Genomic DNA, 19,954 nt, shown 5'->3' on the forward strand with positions numbered 1-19,954 from the left:
GCATCTGTTTGCGTGAAACTCCTTCTTCCGCCGAGACTACAAAAGGGCTGCTCCTCACGGATATTTCCGTGAATGGAGCAGCCCCTCGTTTACTGCCGCGTATTCTCACTGTCGTCTACTACTCACTGCTACGCGGCAACTTACCGCCACACACAGATCACTTTCCACTGGATTCAACTCACTGCTGCTCAAAGCTCACTGCCGCGCCCAGCACGCCGCAATGCGCACTTACTGCTCAGCGCCCTGCCACTGTGCGATCACCGCGTTTACATCCGCGGTCAGCACGGCTTTGGCGTCATCCTTGACGTTGCCGCTCTGGCCCTTGTTGTCCAGATGCTTCAGGAAGTCCTGCAGGTGCTTCACGGCCTGGTCCGGCTTGGCGCCGTCCCATTGGTGCTGCGCCTGCTTCAGCGCATTGGTCAGCTGCGGCACGAGCCCGCCGCTCAGGTCGCCGGCGGCGCTGTAGCGGTCGATCAGCTGCTGGATCGAAGCCGGGCTGGTCGTCACATGCAGCTGCAGCGTCGTCACGGTAGGCTCACCCGAGCCGCCGTAAACGGCGATGCTGACCGTCTGGTCGCCCAGCTGGCCGGCCAGCGGAACGTCGGCACGGGTCTGCTGCGCATCGACCTTGTATTCCTTGCCGGCCAGCGTCAGCACCGCCGATCCGTCTGCGGCGAGACCGTCACCGGCCTGGAAGGACAGCACTGAGCTGTCATCCAGCGTATCGCCGTTCTTCACGGCAGCGCCGTCGAGGGTCAAGGCGAAGGCCGGCTGGACTTTGCTGTCGACCGTGATGCCCTTGGACACGTTGCCCGATTTGTCCACGGCCTGAAGCAGGATACTGTAGTCCTTGCCGTCCTCGATGCCCGGGATGACGGCCTTTTGGATGCCGCGATTCACTACCATGACGTCACCGATCTGCTGGCCGCCGCTCGTGACGGTGACCCGGATTTTGTCCGCGTCCAAATCGTACGGGCCGTCCCAGGTCAGGGTCAGCTGGCCGTTATCACGGCTGACGAGCACGTTCTCCACGTCACCCGGCGGTACATGGTCTTCCACCGGTTCCGTCGGCGGGTTCGGTGCCGTAAAGACGGACGGGTCGCCGAAGGTGAATTTGTCGAGGTTGTACAGATAGTCCGAGCCTTTAAAGAGCAGGAACACGATATGTTTCCCGGTCACCGGCGTCGTCACATCGGTCGAGAACACTTTGAATTTCTGCCATCCGCCCGTTCCGGTGACCTTGTTGCTGGCGATGACCGGACCGTTCAGGCTGTCGATGCGGACTTCAACCGTGCCGCCGCTCGTGTCGCTGGCCGCGTTGACGTGGAACTTCGTCGGGCTCGTGTCGCCAAAGTCAACGTAGTTGTACATGGCGTACCCGTTGTTCGGGCCAAAGATGCCGGCCAGATAGGTCTGACCGCCGCCGCTTTCGGTGCCGAAGCCGACGCCGTTCGTCCGGTTTTCAGCTTCCAGCTTTGCGTAAGCATCTCTCGCCGTGCCCTTCATCGTCGTAAAGGTGAACCAATCCAGGTTGCATGGGAAGTCGCTGCCGTCTTTTCCGTGGAAAATGAGATATACGTCATGCACGCCCACCGCGAGCTTATCGTCAAGGTTGGCCATGATGTCCACCCATTTATCCCAGCCGCCGAGAGCCGGAATGTCCACCACGCCTGCGGTAGGACCGTTCAGGGAGTCCAGCTTCACCTCGATCGATCCGCCCTGATTGCCGCTGGCGACATGGACCGTCATGCCGGCGGCGCCGGAGCCGAAGTCGATGCCTTTATAGGAGGCATAAGCGTTGTTGTGGATCGCGTCGAGGAAACCGCCCTGCGCTTTGCTCAGGCCCTCGCTGCTGTCATAGTTAACGCCCTTGAGCTTGGCGTAGGCGTCGGTGCGGGTCGGATCGCCGGTGGTGAATTTAAACCAGTTCAGGTTGAACAGGTATTGGTCGTTCGTTTTGGTGAAAACGAGGTAGACGTCGTGCGTGCCGGTAATCGTAACCGGATTGCCCTGGTCATCCTTGAGCACGGTGACGGCGTCGATGTAGTTGTTCCACCCGCCGGTGCCTTCGACGTTCAGCGTACCGGCTTTCGGTCCGTCGATCGAATCCAGGTGGACTTCGATGTTCCCGCCGCCGGTTCCGCTGGCCGCTCTTGCAATCAGTCCTTTGGCGCCGGTTGTGCCGAAGTTTACGTTTTTATAGGCCGCAAAGTTACCCGCTTCAATGCCGCCGAGCTGCAGCGTTCCTTCCAGCGCACCCTCCAGGATGAAGCCTTGGCCGATGTTGTAACGCTCGGCTTCGATTTTGCCGTACGGGTCCTTTTCCGGATAATGAATCTCGGCATCCTGAGGTTTCAGCACATTCAACGCTTCCACAGCTGCGGCGGACGACCAGGACTCGTACTTGCCGGAGAGCAGCTGTCCCGCCCAGTTGCCGTCGACGATATTTTCAGTGCTGCGGTGCGTCCAGGCGAGCTCGGCATTGAAGGAGACCCATGCGTCAAACTGCGCGCCGAAGTCCTTGTATTTGCTTTCGGTCCGCTCATCCAGCGCCTTCTGCAGGAAGGACAGATTGCGGAGCAGGATCGTTTTGCCGCCCTTCAGATCGCCGTTCGGTCCTTCGAAGTTCAGTACACCGCCTGCATCGACCAAACGGTCTTTGGTGAACGCCGCCGCCTTGACCGCTTCGTCCAGATAGGAAGTGTCTCCGGTAATGCGGTACAAGCCTACCGCCGCCCCGATGTATGTACCTTGATTGTAGTGCGTGGCGTCCGGAATCGGCCCTTTTTCCTTTTCGATCCGGTCGAACACTTTGCCGTTCCCGTCGGTCAGCATCGTTTTGCCCCATTTGAAAATCTGCTTCGCGGCGTCCAGATAATGCTGATCCTTGGTGACGTTGTACAGATAGACTGCCGCCTCGGCTGCCGGGAAATTGATGCAGGCATTTTTGGTGTCATGCTCGCTGTTCAGCCACCAGATGCCGCCGCCGGCGAAGTTTTCGTCCCACTGCGTATTGAATACCCAGTCAAAATGGTACTTCGCCGCGTCCAAATACTTCTGATCGCCGGTGATTTGGTACGCCCGCGCGCTGCCCATCGCCCACCACATAATGTCGTCGTTGAAGGGGTTGTTCGTCCAGTCGCTGCCGTATTTGGCTACCGTGCCGTTATACACGTCGTCGATCTGCTTACGCAGCTGCGCCTTCAGCTCGGGATCCGACGTATGGAGATACGAATCCATCACCATTTCCCACAGCTCGGCTTCCACCCAGAAACCTTGGTGATCCTTGTGATCGGTGTTGCTCCAGAACATGTTGGCCGCCGGATCCCAGAATTTGGCGTTAAACGCCTTGATGGCCGTGTCGCCGTCCTCGGCGCTGAACGCATAAGTCGTGCCCGGTCCCCAAACGGTGACGGAGCCGAGGGTGAGGACTGCCGCCAGAGGCACGCTTATCAACCGGGAGATGCGGCGTTTGCTTAAAGTCATTACATTCTCCTCCTTTATGGTGGTTGTGAAACGCATGAACTATGGATTATATGAACGGTCCCCGCTTGCGCCCGGTGTTCGGAACTAGAAGAAGGGCAGGAGTATTCAGGAGCAGCAATGGGTCGGGAACAGAGGGGACCGTTAATCCCTTGTGTTATTTGGCTTCCGAAATGACTTTATTGATTTTGTCCACCATCGTGTTCAGTTCACTGATCGGCGCTTTGCCCATCAGGACGTTCTTCCAGGAAGCTTCGATGAATGGATTCGCTTTGCCTGCCCAGGACGAGAGGAAGCGGACCGGCTGCGTATCGGGCGATTTCAAAATATGGTCGATGCCTTCGCCGACGTCGGCATGGCCTGCGGTTTTCAGCGCCTCAAAGTAAGCGGAAGAGGACGCTTGGTACGCTGCCGGAGCGACCGGCGTTTGCGGGAGCACTTCCTCGTACATTTTGGAATCCAGGAATTTCAGCACTTTCCAGACGGCTTCCGGGTTTTTGACCGTTGTCGGGCTGCACCAGCCCACCGCGTCGTAAATTTCGGATTGGGTGGTCACGACCGGCATCGGCACGAAGCCCCACTGCAGATCTTTCGGCGCCGTACGGATCAAATCGTCCGCAACCCACTGGCCTTGAAGCGTCATCGGCACCTTGCCCTGTTTAAAGGAGCTCATGACATTGGTCAAATCAAAGGTCGGCGGATTCATGTAACCGTTTGCAATAGCGGTCTTGTATTTCTCTACGCCTTCCACGAACTTGTCGCTGATCTCCACTTTGGTCGGATTAAGGATGGAGTCGGCGAACGGAGCAGCACCCGATGATACCGAATAGAGCGAAAGATAGAACGGATCGAGCGGAGCATAGTAGCCGAACTGCTGCACGCCGCCCTGCTTGCTGGTCAGCTTCTCCATGGCCGTGAACAGGTCGTTATAGGTCCAGCCGATTTTCGGCTCGGTCAGACCGGCGTCCTGGAACGCTTTTTTATTATAGAAAATGCCATACGTATTCAGCAGGCCGGGCAGGCCGACGAGCTTGCCGTCATAATGCCAGCTGTCCGCGACGCCTTTGTAGAAGCCGTCCATGAATTCCTTGTCTTGATCCGCCTGGGACGTCCAGTCGTACAGCAGTCCCTTGGACGCATTGTCGAGCAGCATATCGTTACCTGTCATAAAAATGTCCGGGGCCTTCTTGGCGGTTAGCATCCCGTTGACTTTGACGCCGTAATTATCAAGCGGGGTAGGGATCAATTTCACCGTGATGTCGGGGTTTTCCTGCTCGAACTGCTTCATGGCCGCCATGATTTTATCGTTCATTTCCTTCGATTCCCAGGTAATCATCGTCACTTCGACCTTCTTGCCGGACGATTCCGAACCTGACGTACCACCCGAATCGGACGTGCCGGCCGAACCTGCGGAATCGGATGGTCCGCCTCCGCCGCATGCGGCGAGCAGGCTGGAAAACAGCATTAACGCGATCATGCTGCCGGCCCATTTTTTTGCACCCTTTTTCATAGAAAGACCTCCCTGATCTCATTCTTAAAATGATGACGCCTGAACCTGACATATCATTTCCTGCTTACCTATCCGTCGGGCAGGCACCACCTCCCATCCGCCCATGGCGGCCGAGTTATTTTAATGAAGCGGAGTTAACGGAGCCAAGCCCCTGCATAAAAAACTTCTGGCCGAAGAAAAAGATCAGCAGCATCGGCAGAATATAGATGAGATCCGCGGCCATGAACAGGTTCCAGGCGGTCGCATAGGTGCCTTTGTAGGAAGCCATCGCCAGGGACAGCGTCCATTTGCTCGGATCGATAATATAGATCAGCGGCTCGAGGTACTGGTTCCATGCTCCCTGGAAGGAGAAGATGACCATCGTCATGATGACCGGCGTCGTCATGGGCACGAGCACCTTCATCAGAATGTAGAAGTCGGAAGCGCCGTCGATTTTGGCCGCCTCGTCAAAGGAAACGGAGATCGTTTTCAAATACTGGACATACAGGAACGAGAATGTAGCATTCCCGAAAAAAGCGGGCACGATGATCGGCAGCCAAGAGTCGTACCAGCCCAGGCTGGTGTAGAGGTTAAAGAGCGGGATCATGCCGACGAAGCCCGGCAGCATCAGGCTGCCCACGAACAGCGAGAACCACAGCTTCCGGCCGGGAAAGCTCAATCGGGCAAGCCCGTAGCCCACCAGCACGGAACTGACGATTTGACCGATCGTGCACACTACTGCGATGAACATCGAGTTGCCGAACGTCTGCCAGAAGTTGATTTCCCGCGTTCCGGTTACGAAGTTGGACCAGTGGAGCTCCCGGGGAAACCACTCGGGCGGGATTTTAAACACGTCGTTGTTGCCCTTGAGGGCAATGGTCACCATCCACAGCAGCGGAAACAGCATGGCGATGGCACCGATGGTCAGGATGATAAACCGGATGGTGTCCAGGATGCTGAATTTTCGTCTGGGCTTGCGCGTAGTCCGTAGTTCCGTTTGCATCACCATCAGCAGGGAGCCTCCTTATTTCGAATTGTCGCTTTCGTAATACACGAACCGGTTCGAATACCGGTAAGTCAGCGCGGTGAAGATCATGATGATGACGAACAGCACCCAGACCTCCGCGATCGAATAGCCGAACATCCGGCCGTTAAAGGCGTCGTTGTAAATTTTGAAGTTGAGCAGGGATGTGGAGAAGTTCGGGCCGCCTCCCGTCAGAACCTGTACCTGGTTGAAGGCCTGAAAGGCGCCGATGATGCCGAGTATGAGCTGAAGGAACAGGATGGGGGTAATCATCGGAATCGTAATGTGCAGCGCCATCCGCCAGCGGACGGCGCCGTCGACTTCGGCCGCTTCGTACAGCTCCTGGGGAACAGACTGCAAACCGCTTAAGAAAATAATGACGCCGGAACCGACCTGCCACAGGCCGATCAGTACGATGGAGGGGAGCGCGGTCGTTTCGCTCGTCAGCCAGGTGCCTTCGGGAAGTCCAAGCAGCCTGAGCAGCGAGTTGGCGAGTCCGTACTGGGGCTGATAGATAAACAGCCAGAGCGTGAGCGTCGCGATGGACGGCACCACGGTCGGCAGGTAATAAATCGTGCGGAACCATTTGATGCCGGGCATGCTTTTGTTCAGCAGCATAGCCAGCAAAAGCCCGAGAATCAGCGATAAAGGAACGCTCATGATGACAAAATACAGCGTCGCCCGGACCGAAGGCCAGAAGGCCGGGTCCTCCGTGAACATGTATTTAAAGTTGTCGAAACCGACAAAACGGGGCTTATCGTAGCCGCTCCATTCCGTTAAGGCGTAATAAATGGACGACAACAGCGGATAGGCGACAAACACGCTGAAGCCAATAATGGAAGGCAGAATAAACAGATAGCCTTTGGCCCAGCCGCGAAGCTTCTTTTTGCTTACCGTCATTTTTCATATACCTCCTCATCAACATCCGGACAGGAACGGTGCGTGTGCCCGCCGTTATTTCCCGGCCCCATGCGTAAAGTACGATGTAAACTGCTTCGGATCGCAGGCGATCCGCGGATGGGTCCGCTATGGCTGTGCTCCGGCCCCCTGTGTATTCTCCTTTCTTCAATTTCGTCTGCAAGATCTTTCAAGCAGGTATCCCATAAATAAACCGCTTACATTTCTCAATATAATGACATAACAGTATAGTGTCAATATATTAAATTAAGTTTTTTTGTGGTTGCTGTTATATTATTTAACGATTGACCGCGCATATCATATGAGACGGAGGGGGGAGGCGAATAGCGGTTTTGCGCGTCAGTCATGGCAGCAAGGCGAATCGGAGCAGAATCGTCTTGAAATGGGACATAGCCAACCTAATCCAGGCCGAAGGGGCGAGTTTACTTCACTTGTTCATGTATGGAAGACAAGCGTGGAAGCCAGGCTTGGTTGTTCACAGACTTGTCCGAAGAGGAAGAAGAAAAAGAGGATAATATGATATATCATGTTATGCATAAAACGAAACTGCCTTTGCGCTAATGCGCAGGGGGTTTTTTGTTCTGGCAGCTGTACCGGTGGAGCGGAGATGACGGTGAAGGTAAAGGTAAAGGTAAAGGTGGAAGTGGAATCGCGAGTGGAGGCAGAAGTAACAGTCTGGCCGGCTGCTTTCACGTACCCAGTGTCGAATATTGTTGCCAAAACGGTGCTTGGAACCTCTGGTTTTGTCCCTTTCTTAGTTACAAAGTTCCTATCCAATTATGAAATAAAATTTTATATTGTTAGTGAATATTTAATTTTATTTTACATTGGATTGACAAAATTTTACGAAGAGAGGGGAGATGGCTTAACACGCTACCGCTATACTTTGCTGTCGAGGCGTTCTATGAAGGACCCGAATTCTGTCAGATGGAATAGGAGGCAAAGATCGAATGATAAGAAAACGGACGAGGAGCCTGTGGGCATCGCTGCTGGCCGGCACGCTGGTTCTGACCCTGGCTCTGCCCGGCGGGCGGCCCGTACTGGCGGCGGAAGCCGGCGGACAGGCTGCGGCAGCCGGAAGCATCGTCGACGAGCGGCAGGTCCAGATCGGGCCGGACGCGGTCTATACTTGGAGGGACATGAAGCTGGACCGTGGACTGGAGAAGCTGCACATGGTGCAGTTCGATCCGTCCAATCCGGCGCTGGCGCTTGAGCCCGGCATGACGGACGGCAAAGTATACGGCATGCAGCCGGTCAGCAAAATGGCGGCGGATATCGACAAAACGGGGAATCGGGTCATCGCCGGGATCAACGGGGACTTTTATGATATGTCTTCCGGCGTCCCGCTCGGCTACTTCATGGGCAGCGAAAAAATACTGACAAGTCCGCCCAATGACTGGTATGCCTTTGGCATCAAAGGGGACGGCACGACGATGTACGGACCGAGCCCGAAGCTTACGCGGACGCTGGATATCGGCGGGCAGGAGAGCGAGCTGACGTCCATCAACCGGACGCGGGGCAATAACGATCTCGTTTTGTACACGTCCGACTTCTACGGCTCGACCATGACCAACGATTTGGGAGACGAAGTCGTGCTCGACGTCGTGAAGGGTGAGGTTAAAAGCGGAGATGCGCTGGAGCTGAAGGTAGCCGGCATCCATAAGGACAAAGGCAGCACGCCGACGGCCGCCGGGCAGGTCATCCTGTCGGCTTCCGGCAGCCAGCGTTCGGTGCTGTCCGGCCTGAAGACAGGCGATACGGTAGCGGTCTCCTTCAGCCTCGATCCGGCCTGGAGCGGCGTGACGATGGCCATCGGCGGCTCCGCGCTGCTCGTCAAGGACGGGGCGGCGCAGCCGAACAGCGACCCGGCGGCTCATCCGCGCACGGCGATCGGTACGAAAGCGGACGGCTCCGTCGTCATGCTGGAAATCGACGGGCGCCAGCCGGGCTTCAGCGAAGGCGTGACGCTGGCTGAGCTGGGGCGGATCATGGAGGAGATGGGCGTCGTGAACGCCATCAACCTGGACGGCGGCGGCTCGTCCACGTTTATCGCCCGCATGCCGGGCGAAACCGGGCGCACGCTGCTGAACTCCCCTTCGGACGGCGGGGAGCGCAAGACGGCCAACGGACTGCTGCTTGTGAACAAGGCGGCGGAAGGGCCGCTGGACAAGCTGGTCGTCCAGCCGCAGCTGGCAAGGGTGCTGGCCGGCTCCACGGCAGCCTTTAAGGCGGCCGGCGTGGATGTTAACCTGCATCCGGCCGCCATGGACGGCACGCCCGAGTGGAGCGTCAGCCCGGAGATCGGAACGATCGACGGCAGCGGCGCCTTTACGGCGGGTTCCACGCCCGGACAGGCGGATATCGCCGTCGCATCGGGCGGCAAAAGCGGTGCCGGGAAAGTCGAGGTGGTCGATACGCTGACCGGGCTGAAATTTGGCGATCAGCTGCGCAGCTTCCCGCCGGGCCAGTCGGAGACGCTGAAAGTGACCGCACTCCGCGACGGCCAGGTGGTGCAGGCGGACAACCGCCTGCTGACATGGCGCGTCGAGGGGCCGATCGGCACGATCGACGACGCCGGCGTATTTACCGCGGCGGAAGGCAACGAGCTGAGCGGCAAAATTGTGGTCAGCTACAAGGGGGTGGAAGCTCAGATGGACGTGACCATCGGCCAGCCTCCGGTCGTGCTGGAGGATTTCGAAAACGGCCTGGACAAGTACTTGCCGTCAGCCGGCGCGCAGTTTAAAACATCCAAGGTGAGCATCGAGACAAGTGAGGACCTCGTCCGTTTCGGCAGCGGTTCGCTGAAGCTGGAGTACGATTTTACCGGGATGCCGGGAACTTCGGGCGCTTACCTGCAGAGCAAGACGCCGGCGGAGGCCATTCAAATTCCGGGATATCCGGAGAAGATCAGCATGTGGGTATACGGGGACGGCAAAACCCACTGGCTGCGCTCACAGCTGCGCGACAGCAAGGGAGCGATTCCGCTCGATTTTACCGACCAGAATATCGGCATTGATTGGACCGGGTGGAAGTACCTTGAGGCGGAAGTGCCCAAAGGCCGGACGCTCCCGCTGACCATGGACATGCCGGTCCGTTACATGGAAACTTCGTCCCCCAAGAAGGATGCCGGGGTGATCTACGTCGATCAGATCCGGGCTCTGTACGGTCCGAATCAGGACGACATGGAGCCGCCGATTCTGAAGGACTTTTCACCGGCGGACGGGGAGACGATCCGCAGCAACCAGCCGGTGATCAAGGTGTACGGAGAAGACGCGGGATATGATCCGGCGCAGCATCCGGGGACGACGCTGATCGATCCGGACTCGATCCGGTTTGACCTGGACGGGCAGCGCGTGCAGCACACGCTGTATCCGCCGGAAGGCCGGATTTATTACACCCCGGCGACGCCGCTGGCGGACGGACTGCACCTGGTTAAGGTGTCGGTGACGGATTTGTCCGGCAACCGGACGACCGAGGCGTGGACGTTTAACGTGGACACTGGTTCCTCAAAGCTGACGTACGATACGCCGAAGGAGCTGTACGGGGGCCGCGCGTACACGGTCGACATCAAGGGTGTGAAGGCTTCCGGCTTGCAGGGAGGACAGCTTCGGCTTGCTTTTGACCTGAGCAAGGTAGAGAATCTCACATTTACTCCGGGCGGCAAGCTGGACGCGACCCAGGCAAGCGCAGCCATCGGCGAAGACGGCACGGCAGCGTTGACTTTCAGCCAATTGAACAAAGCAGGGCTGACCGACAGCGATTTGATCGGACAAATCAGCTATGACGTGAAAAAGGACGCCGCCGGAACGAATGAAATCCGGTTCGAGTCCGGAAACGTTACATTTGCGGGCACAGGCAGCGTGGTGTATCCCTTCTTTGGGCTGCCGCTGAAATCCGATATCAAGAGCGCCCTGTCGCTGTCTTGGAACGAGAACGGCAACATTCAGGGCTACGAAACGGTCTTTTCGGTCAAAGACGAGTCGGGGGAGCCGGTCGAAGGCGCGCAGATCACCGCGGACGGCAGCCCGGTCGGAACGACCGATCCGCAGGGCGAGCTGAGCACCAAACAGCTGACGGCTGAGGTCAAGACGTATCAGGTGCAGGCGATGAAGGGAGACCTGTACAGCCCGGTGGCGGAGTTTAAGGTGTCGCCGCTGTCCGGTACGGAAACGCCGTACAACATCAGCGTCAGCATGGGCGAGGATCCGGCCGCATCCCGCGGATTCACTTGGCATACGAGCCCGGCCACGGAGCAGACCGTGGTGGAATTGGCGAAAAAGGCGGACTTTACCGGGTTTGACCAGCCGAATGTGATGAAAACGGAGGGAGCAAGCTATCTGTACCAAACGCTGGATCTGGGGGCGATCCGGGTGCATAAGGCAACCGTAAGCGGTCTTGTGCCGGGCACCGAATACGTGTACCGCGTCGGCGACGGCAGCGGTCATTACAGCCAGCAGGGCACATTCAAGACGGCTGAAACTGACGGGGATCATACCAAGTTCCTGTATTTCGCCGACTCCCAGGCGGGAGATCTGGCAGGGTTCAAGCTGTGGGGCAACACGGTGAAGAAGGCGGTGGAAGATTCGCCGGACGCCGAGTTTATGGTCCATGTCGGCGACATGGTCGACAAAGGCTTTAACGAGCAGGAATGGAAGTGGTGGTTCAGCGAAGCGCAGGACGCGTTCTTGAACACGACGCTGGTCGGCGCGATCGGTAACCATGAAGTTATGGGAACGAAGGAAAACAACGATTTCCTGGCCCATTTCAACCAGCCGGGCAACGGTCTGCCGAGCCTGGCGGGAAGCAACTTCTCTTTTGATTACAAGAATATTCATTTTGTCGTCCTGAACAGCGAATACCAGTACGAGGAGCAGAAGGACTGGCTCGATCAGGACTTGTCCCAGACGGATAAAAAATGGAAGATCGCCATCTTCCACCGCGGCCCGTACGGCAGCATTTACGATACGGCCGACATCCGGCGGCTGTGGGCGCCGGTGCTCGAGCAGCATCGGGTTGATCTTGTCCTGAACGGGCATGATCATATTTACTTGCGGACCTTCCCGATGATGAACAACGAGATCGTCCCGGACGGGCAGGGAACGACCTATGTCGTGGCCGGCTCGACCGGACCGAAGTTCTACTCGCTGACCAAGCGGGACTGGCAGCGGATCACCGACGACGAAGCGACGCAAATGTACGCTTCGGTCGAGGTGGACGGCGACAGCTTGCACTTTGTGACGAAGACGGTCGGCGGACGAACCGTCGACGAGTTTACGCTGTCCAAGCAGACGGCTGCTCCGGCTCCGGAATCGGTCGAAATCGAGCAGCAGGACGTGAAGCTTTCGGTCGGCGAAACCCGGCAGCTTACCGCTAAGGTGAAGCCGGATGGAGCGGACCCGAGCGTTACGTGGTCCGTCTACAGCGCCGAGCCGACCGGGGAGGGCGGCGAAGTGGTGACCGTATCGCCGGAAGGTCGGTTGACGGCGACGGGCACGGGAACGGCCGTCATTCGGGCGGCAAGCACGGTGAACCCGGATCTGTTCGCGGAGACGATTGTCACCGTGAATCCAGCGCCGGAAGGCGAGCCCGAATCGCTGTCGCTGACGGGCAAAGAGGTGCTGAAGGAAGGCGAGACCGACCAGACCGTGACGGAGGCAGTCTATGCAGATGGCACGCGCATTCAGGTGCTGGAAGGCGTAACCTTCAGCAGCAGCCGCGAGGACGTGGCTTCGGTGAGTGAGCAGGGCGTAGTGACGGCGATAGCCGAAGGGAAGACGGTGATATCGGCTGCCTACGGCTCGTTGTCGGCCGAATATGAACTCACCGTTCAAGCTCCGGAACAGCCGGGCGGAGGCGACCCGGGCAACGGCGGTGGAGACAACCCCGACGGAGGTGACCCGGGCAACGGCGGTGGAGATAACCCCGGCGGAGGTGACCCAGGCAACAGTGGAGGAGATAACGGTGGGAATTCAGGCAGCGGTGGGGGAGGCTCTCCTGCACCCGTGCAGCCACCGGTGACTCCGCCCGCCCAGCCGGATCCGGAGCCGGGCCAAAACGGCAAGTGGAAACTTAACGCCGAGCAGCTGACGGCGCTTCTGAAGACAGGCGGAGCCGTATTAGACACCGATCAGCCGTTCGAAGAGCTGATTCTGCCGGGCAGCGCCGCCTCGCTGCTCCAGGGACAGCCGGTGACGGTGAACGCGGCTGACCTGAAGATCACGCTGCCTGCCGGTATCCTGCAGACGGTAAGCGGCCAGCTGCCCGCCGATCAGCTCGAAGGCAGCACGATTCGGCTGGCGGCATCCCGCGCGCCGGAGACGGAAGCCTCTGAGCGGGTGGCGAAGGCCGGGCAGGCGGAAGGCGCGGTGCTTCGCGCCGGAAGCAGCCTCTTCACCCTCAGCCTGAGCTTCATCACGAAGGACGGCCAGGTTCACCCGGTGACGGCGCTGGAGCAGCCGGTAACGCTTGAGCTCCCCGTAGGTTCGGGGCTTGATGCCAAGCTGTCCGGGCTGTATGGCCTGAGCAGCCAAGGTGCGCTGGTCTATATCGGGGGAACGGCCGCAGCCGGCAAGCTGAAAGCGGAAGTAAGCTCGCTGGATGCCGCTTACGCCGTTCTGGAATACGGAAAAAGCTTCGCCGATACGAACGGGCATTGGGCTTCCGGCGTCATCCGGGAGCTGGCGGCGAAGCATCTCATCGACGGCGTCGGCGGCGGCAGCTTCGCGCCGGATCAGCCGGTGACCCGCGCCGAAATGGCGGCGATGCTGGTCCGCCTGCTGCACCTGGAGGGCGACGGCAGCGCGCCCTTCAGCGACGTGCCTTCCGCGGCATGGTACGCGGAAGCCGTCTCCGCCGCCGCGAAGGCGGGCATCGTCCAAGGCGTCAGCGGCGCAAGCTTCGCGCCGGACGCCTTGATCAAGCGCCAGGAAGCGGCGGCCATGATCGTCCGCGCCTATCGGGCCGCGGGCGGGACAGCCGCAGCCGGCGGGGCATTGGCGCCGTTCACGGACGTCACCGGTTCGCCGGCCTGGGCGCAGGAAGCCGTCCGGTCCGCGTATGCCGCCGGACTGATTCAAGGGCAGGGGCCAAGCCGGTTTAATCCGGACGGCCAGGCCACCCGGGCCGAAACGGCCCAGATCTTGTACAACGTCCTGACCCAATTGGAGCAGGCGGGAAAATAAGTTTCGGATTCAAAAAGTTTCGGTCTCAAATCAAGAAGACCGGCAGGGAACAGCTTCATTAAGCTGACCCTGCCGGTCTTTTTTTGTTACTCCATGAATCCTTTGATCAAGCCGGCAATTTGCCCGGGCGCCTGATCGTCGGGAGCGTTGTGGTGAAGACCTTCCAGAGATACGACCTGCCTGTCGGGCAGGCAGCTTTCCAGTGCTGCCGCCGCTTCGTGCAAATAACCCGGCGACTTGGTTCCGGTCATGAGCAGCACGGGTACCTTCACTTCCCGATACTGGTCGATGCCGAAGTCCTCCCGGAGCACAGCCCGGATTTCCTTGGGAACGGTCCGCAGCAGTTGCACGTTCTCTTCCCATTCCTCCCCTTTGGCCATTTTGCGGAACATCAGGTTCAGCAGCGGCTTCGGCAGCCGGCCGAGCCATCCGCCCATGCGCATGCCTTTCAGGAAGGTGACGCTCGCCGCGGCGTAATCCTCCCGCTGCATCTCCCGCTCGAATGTGGGCAGCCATTCGGACGGAAAGTAGCGCATCATCGGCGGTTCATACAAGGCTACCTTGGTGAGCGGGCGATGTTTTGCGAGCTGAAGCGCCACGACAGCTCCGTAGCTGTGGCCGAAGAGCAGGGAGATTCCGTGTTGGTCCATGATGGCGGCCGCATCCGCGCACTCGGTGGCCAGGGAATAGGCGTCTCCCTTGGCGCCGCTTCCGTTCCGTCCCCGCCGGTCCATGACGTATACCGTGAAGGTGTCCGACAGCTCCCGGGCGAGCTGAAGGTAGTGCTGGGAGGCCCGGAAAGCGCCGTGAATAATCAGAAGTCCGGGCCCTGCACCCATCACCCTGTAACCGATAACCGTTCCGTCATTGGCGCGGACGGTGCCCATACTCCCTTGATCCGCTCTCAGTTCCATGACGTTACCTCCTGGTCTATGAATATTGGTGATTTTTCATTATTGTTGAATATGGAAACAATATTACAACATCTTTGTTTCCTTAGTCAACAATAAAACGGAGTTGTTATGTTGTTTTCCTCAGCTTTTTCCTCTTTGAGCTGCTCTGCTTCCGAGATATGCCTTCGATTTGGCTGCCCAATATCGCTTTACCCCCGGCATGGCTTCTTGTCGACCCGTGTTGATGTCGATATTTTCGCAAAATTAAATATCCAGAAACAGGGAATTTCCGGACGGTTTTTACATAGATTTAATCAATTGATGTAAGCCCTGCCATCTATCAAAGGCAACCTGCTTTTGAAAATATGAATACGCTCGCAATTCTTGATCTATCTCTATGAACCTTACATTCACACATCATTGATATATTATCCTTATTTTACATATCAAAGGAGAAACTCGCCATTAGATCACATGCTTCGGCAAAAGTTGCTATATACAAGTCACAAAATCAGCCTTAAAGCTTTACAAAAACTTAATTCTAGCTTTACGAAGCATGAATTGAATCTCCCAGGGCTTATACGTATCATTTCCTAATGATTATTGCATTGATAGGAGGGAAAGATTTGAAACGGAGTTTTGCTCTGACAAGCCGTCTGCTTGCTGCGCTTCTGCTGTGGACGTCGCTGTTTTCCACAGGGTATCTTCCGGATTCTCCGGCAAGCGCGGAACCTTCGGAGGTAAATGTTTTTGCGGCGGAAGGCGTTAAAGCGACGGCTAGCGGTTATCTGTCGTCAGAATATGCGCCGTCCGGAGCCATCGATGGTCACAGCGACAGCGGCAAATGGAGTGATGCAAGCGATGAAGGAAGCCTGCCTGATGAAGGTCACCCCTATTGGTTGAAAATTGACGTCGGCGCCGAAGCGACGGTTGATCGGTTTGTCATCTCCCATGCAAGCGCGGCGGGAGAACCGGACGACTTGAACACCCGGGATTTCACGATAGAAACAAGCAGCGACGACAAGAATTGGACGCCGGTGGTGACCGTGACGAACAATACATACGGCACGACTACGCATGATTTGGAACAGCCGGTGCAGGCCCGGTATTTCAAATTGAATATTACGAATCCAGGCGGCCAAGATCCGGAGACCGGCAAGGCTGCCGCGAACATCTACGAGTTTCAGGCATTCGGAAGCCTGGCTGCAACACCGGTGGCCGAAACCCCATCGGTTGAGACACCAGCGGCGGACATTCCGGTAACCGGAATCAGCCTTAATCCGCCCACCTTGGTGCTGACGGCAGGCGAGACGTCGCAGCTGACGGCTGCCCTTGAGCCTAAGGACGCTGCACAAACTAGTATCACATGGTCGTCTGACCGTCCCGATATCGCGACGGTGAGCGAGGAGGGTCTGGTTACAGCGGTCAGCGCAGGAACCACCGGAATCTCGGCGACCACGAAAGATGGAGGCTTCAAGGCTTCCTCGCTGATCACCGTACAAGAAGGCGCTGTACAGGGAGCTGCCGCCGCTGCAGGCGGAAAGCTGATTGACCGGGGCAGCGAATGGTCCTACCTGGATGACGGCACAGGTCCGGGAGCAGGCTGGCAGACCTCCGGATATGACGACAGCGGATGGAAGCGCGGAGCAGCCCCGCTCGGCTATGCCAGCAGCGGGAAAGGGCTCGATCTGCAAACCCGGATCGGGTATGGTCCGGACGGAAACAACAAATACATTACGGCTTACTTCCGTAAGAAATTTCAAATCGAAGACGCGGATGCGGTGAAGCAGCTGGCGGCGACCCTCGTCCGCGACGACGGCGCAATTATTTATTTGAACGGTCAGGAAGTCTATCGAACGAATATGCCGCAAGGATCCGTCACTTCGAGCACGCCGGCATCTTCCGCCGTGGCCGATGAGCGAGAGGACTTCGCTTTCACGATTGACCCGTCCCTCTTGGTGAACGGCACGAATGTGCTGGCGGCTGAAGTCCATCAGAACGCCGCAACCAGCTCGGACCTGTTCTACTCGCTGGAGCTAACTGGTTCGGATGCGGTTCCTCCGGTCATCGGCAAAGACCAGGGGCTGCTGGGTGAATATTACACCGGAACGAGCGACTTTGGATTTGGGCAGCATACAGCGACCGTGGTGGATTCCCAAATCAACTTCAGCAACTTGGACAATATCCTGCAGAGCCTGACCGGCAGCCAGGACCATGCCAACGTTCGCTGGACCGGGCAAATCGTCCCGCCGCAGTCGGGGGATTACACCTTCTATATGATCGGCGATAACGGCTTTCGGCTCTGGATCGACGATCAGCTGGTGATCGACCACTGGGTCAACGACTGGGACAAGGAGCAGACCAGCCTTCCCGTGACTCTCGAGGGCGGTACGAAGTACCGCTTCAAGGTCGAGTATTTTGAGGACTTCGGCGGCTCAAACCTATATCTGCGCTGGTCTACATCAGCGATGAACAAGGATATCGTTCCGAGCAGCGCCTTTTATCTGCCGGAAAATTATACCGGACCGTTGTCTGGGAGCGTAGCGGCAGACGGGCTCCGCCTGAAGCTGACGATGAACGCAGACCTGGCAGACTTGCCGACCGGCCTCCAAGATCACTTTACGCTGCAAGCGGGAGGCCAGCCGGTATCGGTGACCGGAGCGGAGCAGGGCAGCGACTCTTCCGACCTGATCCTGCGCTTCGCGGATACCGTTTTGCCAAATCAAAGCCTTCAACTGTCTTATGACGGAAAAGGTGGGCTGAAGCTTGCGGATGGAACGGATGCGGCCAGCTTCATGTTCACTCCGGCTAATTTATCCGAGGTTGTCGACTATTCTCCGATGGCCATTGCGATGTCGTTTCACGATGAAGCGAAAACGAACCGGTCGTTCGCCTGGTATACGAGCTATGAGAAGCCGGACCACGCGCCGTCGAATATTAAAGACAGTGTCGCGGAGATCGTGCCTGCCGGCCAAAACTTTGATTCGAAAGAGGTTAAGCGTTATGTCGGCGAACCGGAGGACACCCGGGTACTGAATCTCAAAATCACCAACTCGACGACAGGCTCTTTTATCAGTCACAAGGTTAATGCTGAAGGGCTGGCACCGGGAACGGCTTACCAGTACCGGGTAGGAAGCGACGGCAATTGGAGCGCCACAGGCAGCTTCACAACTGAAAAGGAAGACGAAAACAGTTTCGATTTTCTCTATTTGACGGATTCGCAAGGCGGCAACTCGCATGATTATGAGGTATGGGCCGATACGCTGAAGAACGGCCTGGCGGATTACCCGAACGCCAAATTTATGGTCATGACCGGTGACGAGGTAGATGCCGGCTCACTGGAATCCCAGTGGCTGGATTACTTTGGCAAACCACAGGATATGCTGCTGCATCTGCCGATTATGGCGGCGGTCGGTAATCATGAAGGGCCTTATAACGATAACTATTATTATCATTTTAACTATCCGAACGATTCGATTGACGATCCGCTGCCTCCGGGAAGCGTATACTCCTTTGACTATGGAGATGCCCATATCATGGTTCTGAATACGATGGACATCGGCTGGGACGACCGTCAGAAGGAGTCCTTCAACCAGCAGATCGACTGGCTGAAGCGCGAAGTGGCTGAAACGGACAGGAAATGGAAGATCGTCGCTTTCCACAAGGCGATTTATTCCCTGGGCAACCATGCGCTGGACAGCGATATTTTACAGCTGCGCCAGACGCTCTATCCGGTTTTTGACGAACTCGGAATCGACGTAGTGCTGCAGGGGCATGACCATACTTTTATGAGATCTTACCAGATGTATAACGACAAGCCGGTGGCAAACGTGAAAACGGATGAGAACGGCAGCGCAGTGAATCCGGACGGGACGCTCTATATGATCAACAACTCGTCGGGCACCAAATACTACGATCTGAAAAACGGGGTCGACCGGTATTACGCGGCCACGTACCAACAGCCATACGAGCCGATCTATTCGGGAATCCAGATGACGGAAGACAGCTTTACGATCCAGTCCTATAAATCCGGTGAACAATCGCCCTTCGACACCTATACGATTCTCCGTAAAGACGACAGTCGGCCGGATCCTGTACAAGACTTGACTGCAGGTCGTACCGGGGAAGGAAAGACCGTACTGTCCTGGACCAAACCGAAGGATAAAAGCCCGGAGGATGCGGTCAGAGGCTTCCGCATTTACGAAGTGAACGGCAAGCTCGGTAAGAACTGGAGCGCTTATGTACCGGCTGCCGAAGGAAAGAGCAGCTATCAGTATGCGGTCGAAGGAAGCAAATCCGGCGAAACTTACGAATTTGCCGTCCGGGCGGTCGACAAACGGGATAACTCGGAGGCAAGCGCCGTAAGCACGGGGGACAGCGTTCCTGCAGCACCGACGGCTCCGGTGGTCGACGATGGGCACAACACTTTCGGCTGGACCAACGTTCCCGGATACGCGGAATGGTCCGATTACGAATACAGCGTTGACGGGGGCAAGACGTGGTCGCCGGTAACGGCAAATCCGCAGCTGGTCGGGGATCAAGACTACGCCGCCGGTTCGGTGATGGTGCGGGTGAAGGCCGATGAGGATGGTGGAAGACCTGCCGGACTGCCTCTCCGATCGGACCAGGCATTTACCGTCAACAGCGTTCATAACACCTATTCGATCACAGGGACCGTGAAAAGGGATGATCAGCTTCAGGTCGACGTGACCATCGACGCATTGGCAGATTACGACGGCAAGGCTTGCGTAGTGTTTGAACTTCTGAACGGGAACACGCCGATCCTGATTAACTCGATTCCGCTGGGCCGGGATCAGATGAACTATTCCCAATACTTCAACGTCAGTGGAGCCGATTACCGGGTCAAGGTGTTCGTATTTGACCGGTTCGACAGCGACCTGAATGTTCCGCTGCAGCTGGCGAAGCCCGCCCTGCTCAAGTAAACGGATCGAAAGGAATGAATACG

Annotated in this window: 7 protein-coding genes; 2 read left to right on the top strand and 5 right to left on the bottom strand. The window is 57.4% G+C overall.

All coding sequences use genetic code 11. The features are described from left to right. Positions 1-228: 228 nt before the first annotated feature. From CJP46_RS19140 to CJP46_RS19155, 4 genes are all read right to left on the bottom strand, one after another. Positions 229-3,486 (bottom strand): carbohydrate-binding protein, encoded by a 3,258-nt coding sequence (locus CJP46_RS19140; protein WP_094597223.1) that lies wholly within the window; start codon positions 3,484-3,486, stop codon positions 229-231. Between the two features lie 154 nt (positions 3,487-3,640). Beyond that, the gene (locus CJP46_RS19145; protein WP_094597224.1) at positions 3,641-4,993 is read right to left on the bottom strand and encodes an ABC transporter substrate-binding protein; all 1,353 of its coding nucleotides are present in this window, start codon (positions 4,991-4,993) and stop codon (positions 3,641-3,643) included. A 115-nt stretch (positions 4,994-5,108) separates the two neighbouring features. Beyond that, positions 5,109-5,981, bottom strand: a complete 873-nt coding sequence (locus CJP46_RS19150; RefSeq protein WP_094597225.1) for a carbohydrate ABC transporter permease — start codon at positions 5,979-5,981, stop codon at positions 5,109-5,111. Between the two features lie 15 nt (positions 5,982-5,996). After that, positions 5,997-6,896, bottom strand: coding sequence for a carbohydrate ABC transporter permease (locus tag CJP46_RS19155; RefSeq protein WP_094597226.1), 900 nt, complete (start codon positions 6,894-6,896; stop codon positions 5,997-5,999). 968 nt (positions 6,897-7,864) lie between these two features. Here CJP46_RS19155 and CJP46_RS19160 point away from each other — a divergent pair. Continuing rightward, entirely contained in the window at positions 7,865-14,095 is a 6,231-nt protein-coding gene (locus CJP46_RS19160; RefSeq protein WP_094597227.1) for a phosphodiester glycosidase family protein, read from the top strand. An 86-nt stretch (positions 14,096-14,181) separates the two neighbouring features. Here the strand turns inward: CJP46_RS19160 and CJP46_RS19165 are convergent, their stop codons facing one another. Next, positions 14,182-15,009, bottom strand: a complete 828-nt coding sequence (locus tag CJP46_RS19165; protein ID WP_094597228.1) for an alpha/beta fold hydrolase — start codon at positions 15,007-15,009, stop codon at positions 14,182-14,184. Positions 15,010-15,614: 605 nt separating this feature from the next. On the opposite strand from CJP46_RS19165, the gene CJP46_RS19170 reads away from it, so the two are divergent. Then, entirely contained in the window at positions 15,615-19,931 is a 4,317-nt protein-coding gene (locus tag CJP46_RS19170; RefSeq protein ID WP_256992421.1) for a PA14 domain-containing protein, read from the top strand. Positions 19,932-19,954 lie beyond the last annotated feature (23 nt).

The organism is Paenibacillus sp. XY044, from assembly GCF_002257645.1.
GTDB lineage: Bacteria > Bacillota > Bacilli > Paenibacillales > Paenibacillaceae > Paenibacillus_AQ.

Bases quoted from the DNA above. Each gene is read 5' to 3' on its own strand.
- CJP46_RS19140 (WP_094597223.1), bottom strand. From the start codon at position 3,486: ATGACTTTAAGCAAACGCCGCATCTCCCGGTTGATAAGCGTGCCTCTG.
- CJP46_RS19145 (WP_094597224.1), bottom strand. From the start codon at position 4,993: ATGAAAAAGGGTGCAAAAAAATGGGCCGGCAGCATGATCGCGTTAATG.
- CJP46_RS19150 (WP_094597225.1), bottom strand. From the start codon at position 5,981: ATGGTGATGCAAACGGAACTACGGACTACGCGCAAGCCCAGACGAAAA.
- CJP46_RS19155 (WP_094597226.1), bottom strand. From the start codon at position 6,896: ATGACGGTAAGCAAAAAGAAGCTTCGCGGCTGGGCCAAAGGCTATCTG.
- CJP46_RS19160 (WP_094597227.1), top strand. From the start codon at position 7,865: ATGATAAGAAAACGGACGAGGAGCCTGTGGGCATCGCTGCTGGCCGGC.
- CJP46_RS19165 (WP_094597228.1), bottom strand. From the start codon at position 15,009: ATGGAACTGAGAGCGGATCAAGGGAGTATGGGCACCGTCCGCGCCAAT.